Source organism: Pseudomonas sp. AU11447 (assembly GCF_001672555.2).
GTDB lineage: Bacteria > Pseudomonadota > Gammaproteobacteria > Pseudomonadales > Pseudomonadaceae > Pseudomonas > Pseudomonas nitroreducens.
This window is the reverse complement of the sequence record NZ_LZDG02000089.1, coordinates 448,548-469,277: the sequence shown is the minus strand read 5'-3', so window position 1 is coordinate 469,277 and position 20,730 is coordinate 448,548. Positions and strand designations below refer to the sequence as shown.

The 20,730-nt window shown below is 66.5% G+C and carries 21 protein-coding genes and 1 pseudogene; 13 read left to right on the top strand and 9 right to left on the bottom strand.

Going from position 1 to position 20,730, the window contains the following annotated elements:
- Positions 1 to 77: 77 nt before the first annotated feature.
- The 3 genes from A6723_RS30010 to betC are packed head-to-tail and all read right to left on the bottom strand — an operon-like array spanning position 78 to position 4,128.
- Positions 78 to 1,637 carry a SulP family inorganic anion transporter gene (locus A6723_RS30010; RefSeq protein WP_054907554.1) on the bottom strand — a complete coding sequence of 520 codons (1,560 nt, stop codon included), beginning with the start codon at positions 1,635 to 1,637 and terminating at the stop codon, positions 78 to 80.
- Positions 1,638 to 1,644: 7 nt separating this feature from the next.
- Positions 1,645 to 2,580, bottom strand: a complete 936-nt coding sequence (locus A6723_RS30005) for a choline ABC transporter substrate-binding protein (RefSeq protein WP_054907553.1) — start codon at positions 2,578 to 2,580, stop codon at positions 1,645 to 1,647.
- A gap of 33 nt (positions 2,581 to 2,613) precedes the next feature.
- Entirely contained in the window at positions 2,614 to 4,128 is a 1,515-nt protein-coding gene (gene betC / locus A6723_RS30000; protein ID WP_054907552.1) for a choline-sulfatase, read from the bottom strand.
- A gap of 141 nt (positions 4,129 to 4,269) precedes the next feature.
- On the opposite strand from betC, the gene A6723_RS29995 reads away from it, so the two are divergent.
- From A6723_RS29995 to A6723_RS29975, 5 genes are all read left to right on the top strand, one after another.
- The gene (locus tag A6723_RS29995; protein WP_054907551.1) at positions 4,270 to 5,166 is read left to right on the top strand and encodes a LysR family transcriptional regulator; all 897 of its coding nucleotides are present in this window, start codon (positions 4,270 to 4,272) and stop codon (positions 5,164 to 5,166) included.
- On the top strand, positions 5,163 to 5,501 hold the full coding sequence (locus A6723_RS29990; RefSeq protein ID WP_054907550.1) for a DOPA 4,5-dioxygenase family protein: 339 nt from the start codon (positions 5,163 to 5,165) through the stop codon (positions 5,499 to 5,501). Before A6723_RS29995 ends, A6723_RS29990 begins: the two co-directional genes overlap by 4 nt.
- A 103-nt stretch (positions 5,502 to 5,604) precedes the next feature.
- Positions 5,605 to 6,126, top strand: a complete 522-nt coding sequence (locus A6723_RS29985) for a sigma-70 family RNA polymerase sigma factor (protein WP_054907549.1) — start codon at positions 5,605 to 5,607, stop codon at positions 6,124 to 6,126.
- A complete protein-coding gene (locus A6723_RS29980; protein WP_054907548.1) occupies positions 6,123 to 7,064 on the top strand; it encodes a FecR family protein in 942 nt (313 codons plus the stop codon). Before A6723_RS29985 ends, A6723_RS29980 begins: the two co-directional genes overlap by 4 nt.
- 249 nt (positions 7,065 to 7,313) lie before the next feature.
- Entirely contained in the window at positions 7,314 to 9,698 is a 2,385-nt protein-coding gene (locus tag A6723_RS29975; protein ID WP_054907547.1) for a TonB-dependent receptor, read from the top strand.
- Between the two features lie 45 nt (positions 9,699 to 9,743).
- Here the strand turns inward: A6723_RS29975 and A6723_RS29970 are convergent, their stop codons facing one another.
- On the bottom strand, positions 9,744 to 10,061 hold the full coding sequence (locus A6723_RS29970; RefSeq protein ID WP_054907546.1) for a putative quinol monooxygenase: 318 nt from the start codon (positions 10,059 to 10,061) through the stop codon (positions 9,744 to 9,746).
- A gap of 311 nt (positions 10,062 to 10,372) precedes the next feature.
- On the opposite strand from A6723_RS29970, the gene A6723_RS29965 reads away from it, so the two are divergent.
- Entirely contained in the window at positions 10,373 to 11,314 is a 942-nt protein-coding gene (locus A6723_RS29965) for an AraC family transcriptional regulator (RefSeq protein ID WP_024763669.1), read from the top strand.
- 122 nt (positions 11,315 to 11,436) lie between these two features.
- Here A6723_RS29965 and A6723_RS29960 read toward each other — a convergent pair whose 3' ends face one another.
- Positions 11,437 to 11,823: a VOC family protein gene (locus A6723_RS29960; RefSeq protein ID WP_054907545.1), complete on the bottom strand. Its 387-nt coding sequence runs from the start codon at positions 11,821 to 11,823 to the stop codon at positions 11,437 to 11,439.
- 191 nt (positions 11,824 to 12,014) lie between these two features.
- Between A6723_RS29960 and A6723_RS29955 the strand changes: the two genes are divergently transcribed.
- Positions 12,015 to 13,526, top strand: coding sequence for a YdgA family protein (locus A6723_RS29955; protein ID WP_054907544.1), 1,512 nt, complete (start codon positions 12,015 to 12,017; stop codon positions 13,524 to 13,526).
- 145 nt (positions 13,527 to 13,671) lie between these two features.
- Here the strand turns inward: A6723_RS29955 and trpA are convergent, their stop codons facing one another.
- Positions 13,672 to 14,478 carry a tryptophan synthase subunit alpha gene (gene trpA, locus A6723_RS29950; protein ID WP_054907543.1) on the bottom strand — a complete coding sequence of 269 codons (807 nt, stop codon included), beginning with the start codon at positions 14,476 to 14,478 and terminating at the stop codon, positions 13,672 to 13,674.
- Entirely contained in the window at positions 14,475 to 15,683 is a 1,209-nt protein-coding gene (gene trpB / locus A6723_RS29945) for a tryptophan synthase subunit beta (RefSeq protein WP_054907542.1), read from the bottom strand. Before trpB ends, trpA begins: the two co-directional genes overlap by 4 nt.
- Positions 15,684 to 15,987: 304 nt before the next feature.
- Here trpB and A6723_RS29940 point away from each other — a divergent pair, with 304 nt between their 5' ends.
- The 5 genes from A6723_RS29940 to A6723_RS29920 all read left to right on the top strand — a co-directional run bounded on the left by A6723_RS29940 (position 15,988) and on the right by A6723_RS29920 (position 18,454).
- On the top strand, positions 15,988 to 16,884 hold the full coding sequence (locus tag A6723_RS29940) for a LysR family transcriptional regulator (protein ID WP_054907541.1): 897 nt from the start codon (positions 15,988 to 15,990) through the stop codon (positions 16,882 to 16,884).
- A 101-nt stretch (positions 16,885 to 16,985) separates the two neighbouring features.
- On the top strand, positions 16,986 to 17,201 hold the full coding sequence (locus A6723_RS29935; protein ID WP_017518905.1) for a dodecin: 216 nt from the start codon (positions 16,986 to 16,988) through the stop codon (positions 17,199 to 17,201).
- Between the two features lie 118 nt (positions 17,202 to 17,319).
- Positions 17,320 to 17,541 carry a DUF1161 domain-containing protein gene (locus A6723_RS29930; RefSeq protein WP_024763675.1) on the top strand — a complete coding sequence of 74 codons (222 nt, stop codon included), beginning with the start codon at positions 17,320 to 17,322 and terminating at the stop codon, positions 17,539 to 17,541.
- Positions 17,542 to 17,703: 162 nt separating this feature from the next.
- Positions 17,704 to 18,126, top strand: a complete 423-nt coding sequence (locus A6723_RS29925) for an OsmC family protein (protein ID WP_054907540.1) — start codon at positions 17,704 to 17,706, stop codon at positions 18,124 to 18,126.
- 91 nt (positions 18,127 to 18,217) lie between these two features.
- Entirely contained in the window at positions 18,218 to 18,454 is a 237-nt protein-coding gene (locus tag A6723_RS29920; protein ID WP_054907539.1) for a DUF1161 domain-containing protein, read from the top strand.
- Positions 18,455 to 18,622: 168 nt separating this feature from the next.
- Here A6723_RS29920 and A6723_RS29915 read toward each other — a convergent pair whose 3' ends face one another.
- Together A6723_RS29915 and A6723_RS29910 are read right to left on the bottom strand one after the other, a co-directional pair.
- Positions 18,623 to 19,063, bottom strand: a complete 441-nt coding sequence (locus A6723_RS29915; RefSeq protein WP_054907538.1) for a hypothetical protein — start codon at positions 19,061 to 19,063, stop codon at positions 18,623 to 18,625.
- A 43-nt stretch (positions 19,064 to 19,106) separates the two neighbouring features.
- Positions 19,107 to 19,522, bottom strand: a pseudogene (locus A6723_RS29910) (hypothetical protein).
- A 65-nt stretch (positions 19,523 to 19,587) separates the two neighbouring features.
- Between A6723_RS29910 and A6723_RS29905 the strand changes: the two are divergent.
- A complete protein-coding gene (locus tag A6723_RS29905; RefSeq protein ID WP_054907537.1) occupies positions 19,588 to 20,679 on the top strand; it encodes an aminopeptidase in 1,092 nt (363 codons plus the stop codon).
- Positions 20,680 to 20,730: the final 51 nt, after the last annotated feature.

Genomic DNA, 20,730 nt, shown 5'->3' with positions numbered 1-20,730 from the left:
CGAACCAACGCCCAGCAGCGAAGTCGCCTGGAGAATCTATTCGCGAGCAAGCTCGCTCCCACAGATGAAGCCCGGCGCTATTCCTCGACCAGCAACACCCCGCCCTTCCCCATCTGCTTCTCCAACTCCGCGCGCACCCGCGGCCGCGCATTGCGCAGCACCAGGCTGCGGCCCTCGCTGGCCAGTCGGCGGGCTTCCTGCTGGAGCATCTGCGCACCGGCGAAATCGATGAAGTTGACGTGGTGGGCGTCCAGTACCAGGCGTTCGCCGCGGCTGTGTTGCATCAGTTTCTGCAGGTAGTCGCAGGCGCCAAAGAAGATCGAGCCCTCGATGCGCAGCACCTCTTCATTCTCGCCCTCCCACTGCTGTACACGTGGCTGCGAGGTGCGCTTGAGGTAGAAGAACAGCGAGGCGAGCACGCCGGCGTAGATGGCGTTCTGCAGCGGCAGCAGCAGGGTCGCGGCGAGGGTCAGCAGCATCACCAGGGATTCGGCGCGGCTGCCTTTCCACAGGGCGCGCAGCGCCGGGCGATCAACCAGGTTCCAGCAGATCAGCAGGATGCCGGCCGCCATCGCCGGCAGCGGGATATGGGTGATCAATCCGGCACCTGCCACGGCCAGCAGCGCCACCCACAGTGCCGAGAAGACCCCGGCCAGTGGCGTGCGTGCGCCGGCATCCTGGTTCAGCCCGGAGCGGGTGAAGGAACCAGCGGACAGCGTGCCCGACAGCCACGGGCCGATCAGGTTGGAGAGCCCCTGGGCGCGCACTTCCTGGTTGGCATCCAGCGCCTGGTGCGAGCGCGCGGCCAGCGCGCGGGCTATGGACAGGCTGGTGACCAGCCCGAGCATGCCACAGGCCACGGCGGCGGGGAGCAACTGGGCGATCGCCGACAGATCGAACGGCAACGGGCTGAGTGGCGGCAGTGCGCTGCGGAAGGCGGCCACCCTGGCGACGCCGGCAAAGGTCGCCGGCATCGCCCAGACCAGCGTGCTGGCGCCGATCAGGCCGACCAGCAGCGCCGGTCCGCGCCGCCACAGGCACTTCATCAGCAGGCTCAGTGCGAGGCTGAACAGGCCGACCAGCAACGAAGGCCCGTGGAACTGCGGCAGCTTCAACCACAGCGCGGCAGCACTGGTCAGCGCCGTGCCCTGCCCGCTCGTGGTGATCCCGAGCAGATAGGGCAACTGGCCAATGACGATCACCAGCGCGGCGCCGCAGGTAAAGCCCAGCAGCACCGAGTGCGAAACGAAGTTCACCAGCACGCCGAATCGCAGCATGCCCAGCAGCCATTGGAACAGCCCGGCGAGGAAGGTCAGCAGTAGCGCGTACTGGATGAACTGCGCGCTGCCCGGCGGCGCCAGCGGGGCGATGGCGGTGAACAGCACCACCGAAATTGCCGCCGTCGGCCCGCCGACCATGTGCTTCGACGAGCCCCACAGGCAGGCGATCAGCACCGGCAGCATCGCTGCGTACAAGCCGTACTCCGCCGGCAGCCCGGCGATCAGCGCATAGGCCATGGACTGCGGCAGGGCGAGCACTGCACCGGAAAGGCCGACGCCCAGGTCACGGCGCACATCGCGCCCCGTGACCTGCGGCAGCCAGGCAATGAAGGGCAGCAGGCGGATCAGACGTTCCATCGAAGGCCTACAGCTTGGCCTTCACGGCGGCCAGCGCGTCACCGCCGTCGCGGGTCTCCACGCCTTCAAGCCAGGTGTCGAGGCTCTGCGGATTGGCCTTGATCCAGGCCTTCACCGCGTCGGGGTTCTTCATATTCTTCTCCAGCACCTGGGCCATGATGGCGTTCTCCATCTTCAGGTCGAAGGACAGGTTCGCCAGCAGCTTGCCGCTGTTCGGGCACTGCTCGGCGTAGCCGTTGCGCGTCACGGTGAACACGTTGCCGGTGCTGCCGAAGTACTTCTCGCCGCCGCTGAGGTACTTCATGTCGACCTTCACGTTCATCGGGTGCGGCGTCCAACCGAGGAAGACGATCCAGCGCTCGCGCTTCACCGCGCGGCCCACCTCGGCGAGCATCGCCTGCTCGCTGGACTCCACCAGCTTCCACTCGCCCAGGCCGAATTCGTTACCGCTGATCATCTTCCGGATCGACTGGTTGGCCGGCGCGCCGGAGCCGATGCCGTAGACCTTCCTGTTGAACTGGTCGGCATGCTGGTCCAGATCGGCGAAGGTCTTCACCCCGGCGTCCCACACATAGGTCGGCACGGCGAGGGTGAACTCGGTGCCCTGCAGGTTTTTCGCCAGCTGGGTGACCTGTTTGCTGGCGATGAACTGGTCGTAGAAGCCCTGCTGCGCCGGCATCCAGTTGCCGAGGAAGGCGTCCACCTGGCCGTCGCGCAGGCCGCCGTAGGTGATGGGCACCGAGAGGGTGTCGATCTTCACCTTGTAGCCCAGACCTTCGAGCAGAAAGGCGGCGATGCCGTTGGTGACGGCGATGTCGGTCCAGCCCGGATCGGCCAGCTTCACCGTACTGCAGGCTTCATCTTCGGCCCGGGCCAGCGGGCCGCCCAGCGCGAGTGCGCCGGCCAGCAACAGCGTCGATGCTCTTCGTACGGTGTTCTTCATGCTCCCTTCCCCTTCGGCTTGTTGTGCTTGTTGTCACGGTTGCGGATAGCGGGCGCGGCGCTCCAGATCGTCGAGGTCGATGTGGTTGCGCATGTACTGCTGGCTGGCGTCGACCATGGGCTGGTGGTCCCAGCTCCTCAGCGTGCCGTGGGTCAGCGCCTCGGCCACCAGGCGGCGGCGACGCTGGCTGGCCAGCACTTGCCGGGTGATGGCCGGGACATCCCAGCGCGCGCGGGCTTCACCCAGCAGGTCACGCACCAGGTTGGCGTGGGCGGGCGAATCGACGAGGTTTTCCAGCTCGCGCGGGTCGTTCTTCAGGTCGAACAGCAGGCACGGGTCCTGCTCGGAATAGACGAACTTGAAGTCGCCGCGGCGGATCATCATCAGCGGGCTGACGGTGCCTTCGGCGGTGTATTCGCCAATCACTTCGTCGTGGCCGCCGGTGCCCTGCAAGTGCGGCAGCAGCGAGCGGCCATCAAGGTTGATGCCGGGTTCGACCTGTCCGCCGGCCAGTTCGACGAGGGTTGGCAGCAGGTCGACGGTGGACACCGACTGGCTGACCCGGCGCGGGGCGAAGCGCCTGGGCGCGTGCACCAGCAGCGGTACGCGGGCGGCCATCTCGAACCAGTGCATCTTGTACCAGAGGCCGCGCTCGCCAAGCATGTCGCCGTGGTCGCCGGAGAAGACGATCAGGGTGTCATCGCCCAGGCCGCAATCCTCCAGGGTTCGCAACAGTGCGCCGATCTGAGCGTCGACATAGCTGCACGCGCCGAAGTAGGCACGGCGCGCGGCGCGGACTTTCTCTTCGGGCATTTCCTGGCCCCACAGGTCGATCACCTTCAGCAGCCGCCGGGAGTGCGGGTCCTGCTCGCCCTGGGCGATCTGCACGGCAGGCAGCGGGATGTCCTCGTCGCGGTACAGGTCCCAATACTCGCGCGGGATGGTGTAGGGGTCGTGCGGATGGGTCATGGACACGGTCAGGCAGAACGGCTGCTCGGGGTGTTCGCGCACGTGGTCGTAGAGGTACTGGCGCGCCTTGAACACCACCTCTTCGTCGAAGTCGAGCTGGTTGGTGCGCACGCACGGGCCGGCCTGCAGCACCGAGGACATGTTGTGGTACCAGCTTGGGCGCACGTCCGGCTCGTCCCAGTTCACCGCCCAGCCGTAGTCGGCCGGGTAGATGTCGCTGGTCAGGCGCTCTTCGTAGCCGTGCAGCTGATCCGGGCCGCAGAAGTGCATCTTGCCCGACAGCGCGGTGCGGTAGCCCAGGCGGCGCAGGTAGTGCGCGTAGGTGGGGATGTCGGCAGCGAAGTCGGCGGCGTTGTCCCAGGCACCGATCTTCGTCGGCAGCTGGCCGCTGACCAGGGTGAAGCGCGACGGCGCGCAGAGCGGGCTGTTGCAGTAGGCCGAGTCGAACACCACGCCTTCGCCGGCGAGGCGCGAGAGGTTGGGTAGCTTGATCGGCGACTGGGCGTCGTAGAAGGGCAGGAGCGGCGCGGCCATCTGGTCGGCCATGATGAAGAGGATGTTCGGGCGCTGGCGCTTCATGGCGGTGGGCTTATCCTGTTGGCGCTGTTATGGGATGCTGTGCTTTTGCAGAGCTGCATCGAGTCTGTTTCCAGCTGGACCGGGGGTAAACCGCATGGTGCGACATGCTTCGGATAACGCGTGCTTATGTGAGATCCGGGCATGAGCGTGCCCCTTGAGCTGCTGCGTGTGTTCGAGTCCGCGGCCCGCCTGCTGAGCTTCACCGCCGCCGCCGGCGAGTTGGGCACCACCCAGCCGGCGGTCAGCCAGCAGATCAAGCGCCTGGAGAAGCAGCTGGCAGTGCGCCTGTTCGACCGCATCCACCGCGGCATCGCGCTCACCGAAAGCGGGCAGGTCCTGCAACAGCATGTTCAGGCCGGCCTGGAAAGCATCGACGCCGGTATTGCGGCGGTCACTGCGAAGCATCCCCACGAAGTGCTGCAGGTCGCCACGGACTTCGCCTTCGCCGCCTACTGGCTGATGCCGCGCCTGCCGCGCTTCCGCCAGGCACACCCGGAGCTGGATGTCGGCCTGATCAGCAGTGATCGCAGCCCGATTTCCCTGCGCAGCGATATCGATGTCGCCATTGCCTTCGGTGACGGGCGCTTCAAGCATGGCGAAGCGCTGCGGCTGTTCAGCGAGGAAGTGTTCCCGGTGTGCAGCCCGCGCCTGGTGGCAGGCCGCGAGCTGCCGCTGTCGCCCCAGGCGCTCACGGCCTTGCCGACGCTGCACCTGAAACCCGAAGCCTCCAGTCGGTGGTTCGACTGGACTGGCGTCTATCGCGAACTGGCCATCGACTCGGCGCCGGGCCCGGCCGGGTTGCGCTTCGACAACTACACCCTGCTGATCCAGGCGGCCATCGCCGGGCAGGGCGTGGCCATCGGCTGGCGGCACCTGGTCGACGAACTGCTGGAACAGGGGTTACTGTGCCGGCCCATCGCCGGGTCGCTGCAATCGCGATTCGGCTATTACGCCGTGCTGCCCGAACGCAAACGGCGCATGCGCCTGGTGCAGCGCTTCGTCGACTGGCTGCAGGCGGAACTGGAGCAGGACCGATGAACGACACCCCGATCAAGGATTTCCACGCCCACGTCTATTTCGACGCGAGCAGCCTCGCGCGCGCCCGCGCCCTGTGCGAAGAGGCGGCGCGCCGCTTTGGCGCGAAGATGGGCCGGGTGCACGAGCGCCCGGTGGGGCCGCATCCGGACTGGAGCTGCCAGCTGGCCTTCGACAACGCCACCTTCGCCACCCTGGTGCCGTGGCTGGCGCTGAATCGCGATGGACTGGTGATCTTCATCCATCCCAACACCGGCGATGACCTGCGCGACCATCGCGACCACGGCCTGTGGATGGGCGAAGTGCGCCCGCTGGACCTCTCGCAGTTCACGAGCTGACACGTTTTTGCATTCGATAATAATTCTCGATTCGGTGTATGCTGCCGTCCCTTCGCATCGGTCTGACAGACGTTGGCCGGTTTTTCGGGGTATTTCGGCCATCATGCGGCGCTTCGCCTCCTCCTCCCTGCTGCAGAGCTTCCAGGCGCATTACGCGGACCTGATGCGCTTCCTTGCGCGGCGGTTGGGCGATAACCAGCGCGCGGCAGACGTGGCCCAGGACACCTGGTTGCGCCTGGCCGACCACCCTGCCGAAGCCGAGGTGCAGGACCCGCGCGCCTACCTGTTCCGCGTCGCCGGCAACATCGCCATCGACAACCTGCGCCGCGAGGGCCGGCTGGCCGAGCTGCATGTCGATGAAGCCGCCGCGGATGACCTCAGCGATCCCGCGTCCGGGCTGGAGCACCGCCTGCTCGCCCATGAGGCGCTGGAGCACCTAGATGCCGCCCTCGACCAACTGCCCGCCAATGCCCGCCAGGCGTTGCTGATGAACCGCCTCGACGGCCTCACCCACGCGCAGATCGCCCAGCGCCTGGGCGTTTCCGAGAGCATGGTGGGCAAGTACATCGTCCAGGCGATGCGCCATTGCCGCGACTGGGCGCAGCGCCAGGGAGACGCGCCATGAGCCGCGTCGAACAGAACCCGCTGGGCGATGAAGCCATCGAGCGCCTGGTGCAGCTGCATTCGGGCAGTGCCGGTGCTGGAGAACGCATGGAGTTCCTGCGCTGGCGCGGGCAGAGCCCGGAGCACGAGCGTGCCGCCCGCGAGGCCGAGGCGCTGTGGGGGGCCTTGCCGGAAACCCGCCACGCCGAGGATTACCGCCGCCGCGCCCGGCGCCCGCGTCGCTGGCTGGCGCTGGCCGCTGCCGCCTGTGTCGCGGCAATCGCCGTCACCATCGCACTGCCCGAGCCGCTGGCCGGGCTGTATTCCGACTACGCGACCCGCACGGGTGAGCGGCGGATGCTGCAGCTGGCCGATGGCAGCCGCGTGTGGCTGAACAGCGACAGCGCCTTGTCCGTCGACTTCAGCCCGCAGCAGCGGCGCCTGCGCCTGCACACCGGCGAAGCCTTGTTCGAGGTGGCGAAGGATGCCGCGCGGCCCTTCATCGTCGAGGCCAGGGGCGGCGAGGTGCGCGCCGTGGGTACGCGCTTCGACGTGGACAGCCGCGGGCCGCAGGTGCGCGTCGACGTGACCGAAGGCGTGGTGCAGGTGAACAGCGCCGGCAGCGCGCCGGTGCGGCTGTCCGCCGGCGAGCGCCTGAGCTACCGCGAGCGCACCGCGCCCGAGCCGGCGCAGCCGCTGGACCTGTCCAGCGCCAGCGCCTGGCAGCGCGGCAAGCTGATCTTCAACCAGCGCCCGCTGGGCGAGGTGCTCGACGAGCTGGAGCGCTACGTGCCCGGCCGCATCGTGCTGACCGACAGCGCGCTGCGTCAGCACAAGGTTAGCGGCGTGTTCGACCTGCAGGACCCCGGTGCCTTGCTCAAGACGCTGGAGCGGTTGCAGCCGGTGACGGTCACGCATCTGCCCTGGCTGGTGCTGATCCGCCCGGCGCCCAAAGCCTGACCGTTTTTTGTAGGAGCGTGGGGGACGCCTAGTTCTTGCTCGCGAACCGCCCAATCTCGGAGCTGCCGGGAAATTCGTTCGCGAGCAAGCTCGCTCCTACAGGAAGGTCTCGCTGTGGTTGCCCAAACAAGAAAATGAAAATATTTTTCATTCAGCACTGCAAGGTTTGCATGACCGTTTCGTCGTAGGCAGGAACGCGAAAAATTCTCAATACGCGACCCTGCCCACACAAGAACGGATTTCACCCGCATGCATTACCGTCCTTCCCCGCTGCACCGCGCGATCCTGCTCGCTTCCCTGCTTGGCGCCGCCGCGCCCGTCGTCCATGCCGCGAACGCTGCCGCCGTCGAGCTGCATATCGCCCCGCGCAGCCTGGACAGTGCGCTGACCCAGTTCGCCGACCAGGCCGGGCTGCACCTGCTGTTCAACTCCGAGGACATCCAGGGCCTGCAGAGCGAAGGGCTGGACGGTACCTACACCACCGAGGAAGCGCTCAACCAACTGCTTTCCGGCAGCGGCGTCAGCTGGCGCTTCACCGACGAGCGCACTGTGCTGCTCAAGCGCGAGAAGGGCGATTCCGCCGCCCTGAGCCTGGCGCCGATGCAGATCAGCGTGGCGGCGCGCACGCCCACCGATATCAGCTCGATCCCCGGCACCGTCTGGGTGGTCGACCAGACCCAGCTGCGTGAACAGCTCGATACCGGCGTCAGCCTGAAGGAGGCTGTGGGAAAGCTGGTTCCCGGTCTTGACCTGGCGCCCGAGGGCCGCACCAACTACGGCCAGAACATGCGCGGGCGCAACGTGCTGGTGATGATCGACGGCGTCAGCCAGAACAGCTCGCGCGGCCTGTCGCGCCAGTTCGACAGCATCTCGCCGTTCAACGTCGAGCGCATCGAGGTGCTCTCCGGCGCCAGCGCGATCTACGGCGGCGGCGCCACCGGCGGCATCATCAACATCATCACCAAGAAGGGCGCGGCCGGTGATGCGCGCTTCGAGACGCAACTGGGCGCCACCAGCGGCTTCAACAACAGCGATGACCTGTCCACTCGCGCCGCGCAGTCCGTCAGCGGCGGCAATGACCGCGTGGCCGGCCGCCTGGGGATTTCAGCGGAGAAGAACGAGGCCTTCTACGACGGCGGCGGCAACCAGATCTTCATCGACAACACCCAGACCGACCTGCAGTACAACCGCACCGTCGACGTGATGGGCAACCTCACCGCGCAGTTCACCGACGAGCAGAGCCTCGACCTGCTGGCGCAGTACTACGATTCGGGCAACGACGGCAGCACCGGCATCTACTTTCCCAACCTGAAGTACCAGGGCCCGTCGAACCTGGAAGATGCGGAAATCCGCAGCGGCCTGGACACCGACCTGGAGCCGCGCTCGCGCCGCGTGCTGCTCAACGCCAACTACCACCACAGCAACCTGCTGGAGCAGGACTTCTACCTGCAGGCGTACTACCGCAAGGAAGACGACAACTTCTATCCGTTCCCCTACTACAACACCGGCAAGCCGACCGGCTCCAAGGGCGTGTACTTCGCCGGCTCGCAGCAGAACTTCGAGGTCAGCGGCCTGAAGGGCCTGTTCAGCAAGCAGTGGGATGCGTTGAAATTCACCTACGGCGTGGACCTCGACCACGAGCGCTTCAACGCCGAGCAGAAGGTCTTCGACCAGCGCCTGTCCTCCGAGAGCGGCGGCCTGGACCTGGAAACCGCCAGCAGCGCGCCGCGCTACCCGAGCTACATCGTCGATGGCCTGTCCTTCTACGGCCAGCTGGACTGGAAGGCCACCGACAACCTGACCCTCTCCGGCGGCGCGCGCCACCAGAAGATGGACGTCGAGGTGGACGACTTCAAAGGCGTGCCCGGCGGCAGCAACGACTATCAGGTCAACCTGTTCAACCTCGGGGCGATCTACGACTTCAAGAACGGCCATCAGGTCTGGACCAACTACAGCGAAGGCTTCGACCTGCCCGACCCGGCCAAGTACTACGGCAAGGCTGGCCTGTCGGTGGACGACAACCCACTGGCTGGCATCAAGAGCCGCCAGGTCGAGACCGGCTGGCGCTACAGCGACATGCAGTGGCAGGCCCAGGCGGCGGTCTACTACATCTGGTCGGACAAGATCATCACCACCGACGCGGCGACCCTGACCATCGACGTGGAAGACCAGAAGAGCCGCGACTTCGGCTTCGAGGGCGCGGTCACCCGTTACTTCGACAACGGCTGGCAGGGTGGTACCACGTTGCACCTGGTGCGTTCGGAAGAAGAGGATGCCGATGGCGACTGGATCAAGCGCGATGCGCGCTACGCGTCGCTGTCCAAGTCCACCGCGTTCGTCGGCTGGGGCGATGGTGAGCGCAGTGCCCGCCTGCAGGCCCAGCACGCGTTCAACCTGAAGGACGATGCGGACCACGAGATCGACGGCTACACCACCTTCGACCTGATGGGCGAGCAGAAGACCGGCTTCGGCACCTTCAGCGCCGGTATCCAGAACCTGCTGGACAAGCAGTACAGCACCGTCTGGGGCCAGCGCGCCGCGCTGTTCTATTCGCCGACCTACGGGCCGGCCTATCTCTATGACTACCAGGGCCGTGGCCGCACGTTCACCCTGGGGTGGAGCCTGGAGTACTGAAGGGCCTGAAAGCTCTCAACCTGAAAGCTCTCTACCTAAAAAGACTCAGGCCACCTTTCCGGTGGCCTGATCGAGGGTTTCCACTATGCCGCCGCTGAGACTTCGGCAGTGGCACAAGAGCACCTCGCCGAGCAGCTGCAATGAGGGTGTGGCGAAGTAGTCCAGCAGGGCGTCTTCGTTTTTCCAGCTGCCTTGCAGCAGCCACGGCTCGCCGCTCTCACGGGCGACCAACTGGCAGCGCAGGCACCCCGGTGCGCGGCGGGCGCCGTCGACCAGGTTGTCGATCAGGGCGCCGAGTTCCGCCTCGTGCCCCGCCCGGGGGTGGATCTGCAATTCGTGTTCGATGGGGGTTTGCCAGTGCATGTCCTGTCCTCCGCGTTACAGGAAGAAGTCCGAGGTGGCTCCTCGGACGACTGACAGTAAGAGTACGGCCCCGCCAGCCTCGGGCGTTATCCGGATGCTGTCGGCTTCTTGCCTGATCCTGCGGCAGGTTCGCCAACCTCTGTAACAGGCCGTTTCCAGGCCATGCACCGCCGCGGTGCGTGCGTGAATGGCGCTGCGGCTTGTCCATTCCTGCCGATTGCTTGCCTGATCCTCCAGCGGCTGCCTTACTGTCACACTCGCGCACGCGTCGCAAGCGTAAGCTTCGAGCGCCGCCACTGGAGGTCCTGTGCATGTCCCAGTCCGTTCCCGCCTACGATCCCATTGCCGCCGGCCGCCAGGAGCTGGCCGACATCATCCAGCGCCATTGCCAGGGTGAAGGCGTCTTCGAGACCGCCATCGATTCCCTGCTGGTCGGTCGCAGCGACTGCCCCCACGAGGGCCGCATGCCGACCCTCTATCGCCCCGCCCTGTGCGTGATCGCCCAGGGCTGCAAGGAAGTGCGCCTGGGCAGCGAGGTGTATCGCTACGACGAACTCAACCTGCTGGTGGTGTCGGTGACGCTGCCGGTATCCGGCCAGGTGATCGAGGCCTCGCCGGAGAAGCCCTACCTGTCGATCCGCCTGGACATCGACCCCGGCGAGCTGACCCGGCTGATCGCCGAGGCCGGCCTTGCCGGCAGTGCGCCGCGCCCGGCCAGCCGGGGCATCTATCTGCAACGCCTGGACTGCACCGTGCTCGACGCGCTGCTGCGCCTGATGCGCTTGCTGGATACCCCGCGCGACATCGAGATGCTCGCGCCGCTGTTCGTCCGCGAAATCCTCTACCGCCTGCTGCGCGGCCCGCAGGGCCACCTGCTGCACGACCTGGCGATGACCGACAGCCAGACCCACCGCGTCACCCGCGCCATCGAGTGGCTCAACCGCAACTACGACAAGTCCCTGCGCATCGAGGACCTGGCCCGCGAGGTGAACCTCAGCGTGTCCACCCTGCACCACCGCTTCAAGGAAGTGACTGCGCTGAGCCCGCTGCAGTACCAGAAGCAGCTGCGCCTGCAGGAAGCGCGGCGGCTGCTGCTCTCCGAGGGGCTGGAAGTGGCAGTGGCCGGGCATCGCGTCGGCTACGAGAGCCCGTCGCAGTTCAGCCGCGAATACAGCCGCCTGTTCGGCGCGCCGCCGCTGCGTGACCTGGCGAGCCTGCGCGGGGCGTTGGACAGCGAGGCCGTGCCGGCCTGAGCCGATTCAGGGGCACTTTCGTAGGATGGGTGGAGCGTAGCGATACCCATGCTGTAGGCGAACCGAATTGATGGGTATCGCTACGCTCCACGCCATCCTACAAAGGCGTTGGCCGGAGGCAATCAGCGCTCGTAAAGCTCCAACGGCAAGTCATCCGGATCGGCGAAGAAGGTGAAGCGCTTGCCGGTCAGCTCGTCCTCGCGGATCGGCTCGCAGGCCACGCCGTGGCTCTGCAGGTGGGCCACGGCGCTCTCCAGGTCATCCACGGCGAACGCCAGGTGGCGCAGTCCCTGCGCCTCGGGGTAGGACGGTCGCGCTGGTGCCCCGGGGAAGGAGAACAGCTCCAGCCGCGCATCGCCCAGCTCCAGGTCGAGCTTCCAGGAGTCACGCGCCGTGCGGTAGGTTTCGGCGGCCACCTTCAGCCCCAGCACCTGGGTGTAGAAGTGCTTGGAGCGCGGGTAGTCCGAGCAGATCAGGGCGACGTGGTGGAGGCTGTGCAGCAGGGTCATGGCGTGGGCTTCCCGGACGGTCTGAGCGCTCTATCCTGACAGCCGTCCCCTGCGGGTCAATGCTGGCGCTGTGAAGTCGGTCGCCAACGGCGCTGGAGTGATGGCAGTGCGCCTGCTAGCATCCCGCCGCCACCCCCACAATCACGGTCGACAGGACGTCCCCCGTACGGCCGCACTTGAAAGGAATCAGCATGAAGAAGACCGCCCTGGCCATCGCCATCCCCGTTGCCATCGTCGGCGCTGCCGTTGCCGGCGCCTGGTACACCGGCAGCCGTGTCGAGCAGGAAGTGAACCGCGGCATCACCGAAGCCAACGAACTGTTCCAGCAGGAAGCTCCCGGCCTGGGCGCACACCTGACCCTGGTGGACATCCAGCGCGGGCTGTTCTCCAGCACCGCGCGCTACAACCTCTCCTTCACCGGCAAGGAAGGCGAAGAGCCGCAGATCCTGGTGTTCACCGATCGCCTCGAACACGGCCCCTTCCCGGCCTCGCGCCTGGCGGCGGGCAAGCTCGCGCCGGTCATGGCGCAGAGCCATTTCGCCCTGGAGCAGAACGAACTCACCGCTCCCCTGTTCACCGCCGCTGGCGGCAAGGCTCCGCTGTTCGGCGAGCTGACCATCCATTACGACCAGAAGCAGGAAGGCGCCGTCGAGACCGCAGCCCTGGAATTCGCCAAGGACAGCGACAAGCTGCGCCTGTCCCCGGCCAAGATCACCTTCAACGTCTCCGGCGACAAGAAGGACGTCAGCGCCGTGGGCAACCTCGCCGAGGTCGACCTGGACTTCACCGACGAGAACACTGGCCAGCCGGCGCGCGTACAGCTGCGCGACCTGGGCATGCAGGGTGACAAGAAGGAAAACGCCAACGGCTTTGCCCTCGGCCCCAGCTCTGCCACCATCAAGAGCCTGAACATCAAGTCGCCGGGCGCGCCGGAAGTCGAGTTGCGCGACGCCGTGGTCGAAGAGACCCTCAAGCAGGGCGGCAAGGGCCTCGACCAGAGCGTTTCCTACCGCGTCGGCAAGGTTGTGGTGCAGGGCCAGGAAATCGGCGGCGTGAAGCTGGACCTGAGCCTGCGCAACCTTGACGAGGGCGTGCTCAAGACCTTCAAGGAGTCCTACAACAAGATGGCCCTGGACAGCCTGGAAAGCACCGAGCTGACTCCGGCGCAGGAAGAGGAACTCAAGCGGCTGGGCCTGGCCCTGCTGGAAGGCTCGCCGGTGCTGTCGCTGGACGAGCTGTCCCTGCAGACCAGCCACGGCGTAGCTAAGGCTTCGCTGTCGGTCGACCTGCGCAAGCCCAACGCTGCGGCCGCTACGCCGGACGAGATGGCCCGCAGCATCCTCGCCGCGCTCAAGGCTGACCTGAAGGTGGACAAGGCGGTGATCGGCGACATCGTCGCGCTGCAGGGCTCGCTCGGTGGCGAGGCTGCCGGCAGCGTCGACCCGGTGGCGCTCAAGCAGCAATCCGACGCCATGACCGACCTGTTCAGCGGCATGGCCCTGAACTCGCAGTGGGCCGTGCTCGATGGCAACGCCCTGTCCAGCTCGCTGGCCTACGCCAACGACCAGGTGAAGTTCAACGGCAAGGACATGAGCGTGCCGGAATTCATGGCCTTCGCCATGGGCTCCGCGCAGGGTCTTGGCCTGGGCGGTGGCGCGGCTGCCGGCGCCGAGGAAGAGCCGCAGGAAGAAAGCGTGGAGTAAGCCGCGCCTGAAACAAAAAAGCCCGGCATTCGCCGGGCTTTTTCATGCTTCCTGTAGGAGCGAGCTTGCTCGCGAACCTTCCCAGCATCGGAGCTGCCGGCAATAACTGTTCGCGAGCAAGCTCACTCCTACAAAAGAGCAATCTTCAGCGAGCGTTGCGCACACCTTCGGCCAGCTGACGGCACAGGCCGAGTACGCCCTGCACCGCATCGGCGGAGCTGGTGGCCTCGGCGATCTTGTCGATCAGCGCCGAACCTACCACCACGCCATCGGCCAGGCGGGCGATGCTCGCCGCGTGTTCGGCGGTGCGGATGCCGAAGCCGATGGAGACCGGCAGGTCGGTGTGGCGGCGCAGGCGCGCCACGGCTTCCTCGACGTGTTCCAGGGTCGCCGCACCGGCGCCGGTCACGCCGGCCACCGAGACGTAATAGACGAAGCCGGAGCTGCCCTCGAGCACGGTGGGCAGGCGCTTGTCGTCGGTGGTCGGAGTGGTCAGGCGGATGAAGTCGATGCCCGCGGCCTGGGCCGGGTGGCAGAGGTCTTCGTTGTGCTCCGGCGGCAGGTCCACGACGATCAGGCCGTCGACGCCGGCTTCCTTCGCGTCGGCGATGAACTTGTCCACGCCGTAGTAGTGGATCGGGTTGAAGTAACCCATCAGCACCAGCGGGGTGGTGTCGTTGCCGGCGCGGAATTCGCGGACCATCTTCAGGGTCTTGGCCAGGTTCTGGCCGTTGCCCAGGGCGCGGATGTTCGCCAGCTGGATCGCCGGGCCATCGGCCATCGGATCGGTGAACGGCATGCCCAGTTCGATCACGTCGGCACCGGCTTCGGGCAGGCCCTTGAGGATGTCCAGCGAGGTCGAGTAGCCCGGGTCGCCGGCGGTGATGAAGGTCACCAGGGCAGCGCGGTTCTGCTGTTTCAGTTCGGCGAAGCGGGTCTGCAGGCGGCTCATGCTTGCGGCTCCTGTTGCATGTGGTGCATGACGGTCTGCATGTCCTTGTCGCCACGACCGGACAGGTTCACCACCATGATGTGGTCCTTGGGCAGGTTCGGCGCGCGCTTGAAGACTTCGGCCAGGGCGTGGGAGGACTCCAGCGCCGGGATGATGCCTTCCAGGCGGCAGCACTGGTGGAACGCGTCGAGGGCTTCGTGATCGGTGATCGAGGTGTACTCGACGCGGCCGATGTCATGCAGCCACGCGTGTTCCGGGCCGATGCCGGGGTAGTCCAGGCCGGCGGAAATGGAATGCGCGTCGATGATCTGGCCGTCCTCGTCCTGCAGCAGGAAGGTCCGGTTGCCGTGCAGCACGCCCGGTACGCCGCCGTTCAGGCTGGCCGCGTGCTTGCCGGTCTCGATGCCGTGGCCGGCTGCTTCCACGCCGATGATCTTGACGCTGGTGTCATCGAGGAACGGGTGGAACAGGCCCATGGCGTTGGAGCCGCCGCCGATGCAGGCGACCAGCGAATCGGGCAGGCGCCCTTCCTTCTCGGCCAGTTGCTCGCGGGTTTCCTTGCCGATTACCGCCTGGAAGTCGCGGACCATCGCCGGGTACGGGTGCGGGCCAGCCACGGTGCCGATCAGGTAGAAGGTGCTGTCGACGTTGGTCACCCAGTCGCGCAGCGCTTCGTTCATCGCATCCTTCAGGGTGCCGGTGCCGGCGGTGACCGGGATCACCTCGGCGCCCAGCAGCTTCATGCGGAACACGTTGGCCTGCTGGCGATCGATGTCGGTGGTGCCCATGTAGATCACGCATTGCAGGCCGAAGCGCGCGGCTACGGTGGCGGTGGCCACGCCGTGCATGCCGGCGCCGGTCTCGGCGATGATGCGCTGCTTGCCCATGCGCTTGGCCAGCAGGATCTGGCCGATGCAGTTGTTGATCTTGTGCGCGCCGGTGTGGTTCAGCTCTTCGCGCTTGAGGTAGATCTTCGCGCCGCCACAGTGCTCGGTCAGGCGCTCGGCGAAGTACAGCGGGCTCGGGCGGCCGACGTAGTCGCGCTGGAAGTAGGCCAGTTCCTTGAGGAATTCCGGATCGTCCTTGGCCTTCTCGTACTCGCGGGCCAGGTCGTGGATCAGCGGCATCAGGGTCTCGGCGACGTACTGGCCGCCGAAGCTGCCGAACAGGCCCTTGGCGTCTGGACCGGTGCGCAGTGTGGACATGGGATCACTCCTGGTTGGAACCTGCCTCTTTCCGAGACATTGTGTCTGGGCTTCCCCTCTCCCCAGCCCTCTCCCTGAAGGGAGAGGGAGCCGTATGTGCCGGCTGATACCAAGGTTTCATCCTGCACCGAACGGTCCCCTCTCCCGCTTGCGGGAGAGGGTTAGGGAGAGGGGCTCTGATCTTGTAGGGGCGGACCATGGCGGCGCGGCTCCTACGAATGGTGCTCAGGATACGGCTGTGTGGTGACGGGGAAAAGCGATAAGATCGCCATGACATGTCAGAAAAACTCACAGGTTGAATGCCATGAGCCGCGACCTTCCGCCCCTCAATGCGCTGCGCGCCTTCGAAGCCGCTGCCCGCCTGCGCGGCGTGAGCGCAGCGGCGGATGAGCTGAGTGTCACCCATGGGGCGATCAGCCGGCAGATCCGCCTGCTGGAGGAAGAACTGGGCGTCGCCCTGTTCGTCAAGGAGGGGCGCGGCGTAAAACTCACCGATGCCGGCGTGCGCCTGAGCGAAGTGGCCAGCGATTCGTTCGAGCGCCTGCGCAGCGTTTGCGCCGAGTTGCGCCGTCAGGCTGGCGGTGACGCGCCGTTCGTTCTTGGCTGCCCCGGCAGTTTGCTCGCCCGCTGGTTCATCCCGCGCCTGGATCGCCTGAACCGTGACCTGCCGGACCTGCGCCTACAACTATCGGCCAGCGATGGCGACCTCGATCCGCGCCGTGGCGGCCTCGACGCCACCCTGTGCTTCGCCGCGCCGCCGTGGCCGGCAGACATGCGCGTGCTGGAACTGGCGGTGGAACGCATCGGCCCGGTGCTCAGCCCGCGTTCGGCTCGCTTCGAACAACTTCGTGCGGCACCTGCCGAGGCGTTGCTGGGCGAGTCTCTGCTGCACACCGTCTCGCGCCCGCAGGCCTGGCCGGAGTGGGCCGCGCGCCACGGCCTGGAGCCGGCGCGGCTAAAGCTGGGGCAGGCTTTCGAGCACCTCTACTACCTGCTGGAAGCCGCGGTGGCCGGGCTGGGCGTGGCCATCGCGCCACAGCAACTGGTGGCCGACGATCTTGCCGCCGGCCGCCTTGCCGCGCCCTGGGGCTTCGTCGAAACCACCGCGCGGCTGGCGCTGTGGGTGCCCGAGCGGCGCGCCGATCCGCGTGCCGAGCGCCTGGCGCGTTGGCTCCAGGTGGAGTTGAAGGGCGTCGCATAAAGACTGAACCGGACCGTTTGCCCTGGGTCCACCCCTCTACTACTGTCCTTTAAGTGCGCTGGCAATCTGCCTGCGTTGCTCGGCGAATGAGGAGAGGCGTCATGTCCAATCACCACACCTACAAGAAGATCGAGCTGGTCGGCTCCTCGCGCACCAGCATCGAGGACGCGATCAACAATGCCCTGGCGGAGGCGGCCAAGAGCATCGACTTCCTGGAGTGGTTCGAGGTGGTGGATACCCGCGGGCATATCGAGAACGGCGCGGTCGGTCACTACCAGGTGACGATCAAGGTCGGTTTCAGGATTGCCAACAGCTAGGTCTTTTTTGTCACGCGCCGCTGCCATGCTGGTGCGGCGCGTGGATGTGCGCACCGGGGTATCCCGGTTTTCCGGCCCGTTCGGGCCTTTTCCTGTGAACGACGAGGGAGCGTTACCGATGAAGAAGTTCCTGTTGGCTGTGGGGATCTTCGCCCTGGCGGGCCATGCGATGGCTGCCGGCAAGCCGTGCGAAGAGCTGAAATCGGAGATCGAGGCGAAGATCAAGGCCAAAGGCGTCGCCTCGTTCAACCTGGAGGTCGTCGACAAGGGCAGCGCGGGCGGCAAGCAAGTCGTCGGCTCCTGTGAAGGCGGCACCAAGGAAATCGTCTATTCGAAGTGATTCCCGGCGAACGCCGGCAGGCCGGGCACCCGCGAGGGGCCCGGCCTTTTTCATGCACCGGCGTCCCCCCTCGATCCTGCGAAGAGCCTTTTAGAAAAGCTGAACCCCTGCCCTCGCGCCGGCCTCGAACGTCCTGACTGCAATCCGAACGGAGGAAGCGACATGAAAAAATCGGCATCGGCCCACTGGCAGGGCGGCCTGAAGGACGGCAAGGGCACGATTTCCACGCAGAGCGGCGCGCTGAAGGAACAACCGTACGGCTTCAACACGCGCTTCGAGGACAAGCCGGGCACCAACCCCGAGGAGCTGATCGGCGCGGCTCACGCCGGCTGCTTCTCCATGGCGCTGTCGATGATGCTGGGCGAGGAAGGCCTGACCGCCGAAAGCATCGACACCCGGGCCGAAGTCAGCCTGGAGAAACTTACCGATGGCTTCACCATCACCGCCGTGCACCTGACCCTGAAGGCGAAAGTGCCGGGTACCGATGCGCAGACCTTCCAGGCCATCGCCGACAAGGCCAAGGCCGGTTGCCCGGTCTCGCGGGTGCTCAACGCACGCATCACCCTCGACGCCAGCCTCGAATGAGCCTGCCGGGCACTCTGTCCGGCGGTGGCGGTCCACCGTTAGGATAGGGTGCCCCGCCGTGGGGCTTTGACGAGGGAATGTGATGACGACGATGAAGTGGGCCGTGGCGACCGGTGCGGCGCTGCTGCTGGCGAGCGGCACGAGTTGGGCGGCAGTGAAGCCCTGCGAGGAACTCAAGGCCGAGATCGAGACCAAGATCCAGGCCGCCGGGGTGACTTCCTACACCCTGGAGATCGTGGACAAGGCCGAGGTGAAGGACCCGAACATGGTGGTTGGCACCTGCGACAACGGTAAACGACGGATCATCTATCAGAAGAACGACGGCTGAGTTTCCCCTCCACGCCGGGACGACGTCCGCCGCCATGAGATGCCTCTGCGCTTGGGGCGGCCCCTGCTCTCTCAGGTGCGGGGCGCGTAGTCAGGGGCGGGGTGAGGGGGATGCATCGGTACGGGCTTCCCGAGAAAGACCGTTGCGCCCACGAAGCCTGCTATTCCGCTAGAACGGCCCGCAACTCACCGGTCCCTGGAAATCCGTCTTCGCCACCAATTGCCCATTGGCGTCGGTCAGCAATGCCAGGGCGCTGCGCAATTGCGGGCGCAGCTCCAGTCGGTAGCGCTGGCCGGCGGCGAAATCGTCGTAGGTCACCTTGACCCGGCAGGTCAGCTCCGAAGGGTCGCTCATCGCGCCCATGCCGCCACCGCTGGGGATTTCGTACTGGAAGCGCACCAGCAGTTCGTGGCGGCCCGGCGTCACCTGGTAGTAGCGCCCGTCGTTCACCGACTTGCCGTCCAGGCGCTCGGCCATCAGGGTCCTGCCGGCCGCGGTGTAGAGATCGATCCAGGCCAGCTGCGGGTCGTGGGCGGGCAGCGGGCTGGCGCAGCCGGCGAGCAGGGCGAGGCTCAGCGGGACGAAGGCAGGCAGGAAGCGCGGGCGCATGAAGAGTTACCGTGGACTGTAGTCAGTCCACAGCATACCCCGCTCAGGCTTTCGCGCAGCCCCGTTCGCGACCACGGGCGATCTCGCCGCCTGGGCGTCGTAGAGCTTGGCCCAGGGGCGGAAGCCGATGCTGCCGGTCTCCAGGCGGTAGCGCTGGCCGGCGCTGAAGTCCTTGTACTGCACGGTCATCTCGCAATCGCGCCACAGCGATTCGGCGACCGGGCCGATGTCCACCGGCTCGACCTGGAACTGGAAGCGCACGCGCAACTCGTGGGAGCCGGGGTCGACCTCGAAGTAACGCGTGCTGGACCACTCCTTGCTGTCCACCTCCATGGCGGCCAGGTCGCTCTGGCTGTTGGTGTCCAGGTCGACCCAGGCGCGGTTCGGGTCCGGCTGGGGCATCAGCATCGAACAGCCGCTCAGGGCGAGCAGTCCGGCAGGAATGAGGAGGGTGCGCATCGAGGTGGCTCCTGGTCAGAAAGGGGCGGCAGCGAGCGGACCAGGCGCTGTGCTATGTTCCGCGCATGCCCTTCCGCCTTCTTATCCCGACACTCGACCGCCGCCTGTGCCGCTGGGTTCCCTGCCTGGCGATCTGGGCGCTGAGCGGTTGTTCCACGGTGAGCTACTACGGCCAGTTGGCGGACGGCCAGTTGCGCCTGCTCGCCGCCCGTGAGCCGGTGGCCGAGGTGGTCGCCGACCCGAGCCGTGACCCCGCGCTGCGCCAGCGCCTGGCGCAGTCCCAGGAGGCGCGCGCCTTCGCCAGCGCCGAGCTGGGTTTGCCGGACAACCAGAGCTATCGCCTCTACGCCGACATCCATCGGCCCAATGTGGTGTGGAACGTCTTCGCCACGCCCGAGCTGTCGCTGCAGCCGCTGACCCACTGCTTCCCCATCGCCGGTTGCGTGGCCTATCGCGGCTACTACGGCGCCGAAGGCGCGCAGGCCGAGGCAAAGCGCCTGAAGGGCGAGGGGCTGGACGTCTATGTCGGCGGCGTCGAGGCCTATTCGACCCTGGGCTGGTTCAACGACCCGATCCTCAGCAGCATGATGCGCTGGGGCGACCAGCGCCTGGCGGAAACCATCTTCCACGAGTTGGCGCACCAGAAGTTCTATCTGCCCGGTGACACTGCCTTCAACGAGTCCTACGCCTCCTTCGTCGAGGAAGAAGGCGGCCGCCGCTGGCGTGCCGCGCGCAACCTGCCGGATGAATCGCCCCTGCTGGACGAGCAGAGCAAGCGCTTCACGCAGCTGGTGCTCGATACCCGCGAGCGCTTGCAGGCGCTGTACGCCAGCCCGCGCAGCGACGCGGAAAAGCGCGCCGGCAAGGCCGCCGAGTTCGAGCGCCTGCGCCACGACTATGCACAGATGCGCGATCGCGATTGGGGCGGCAAGGCGCCGTTCGATGCCTGGGTCAACGGCCCGATGAACAATGCCAAGCTGCTGCCCTTTGGGCTGTATGACCAGTGGGTGCCGGCGTTTGCCGCGTTGTTCAGGCAGGTGGGCGGCAACTGGCCGGCGTTCTATGCGCGGGTGGAGAAGCTCGGGGCGCTGCCGGCGGATCAACGCAAGGCGGCGCTCGAACGCCTCGCTGCCGGGGAGCGCGTCACCTTTCGTTGAGCTCTGGTGTGGCGCGGGTTCGCGAGCAAGCTCGCTCCTAAACAGAGCATC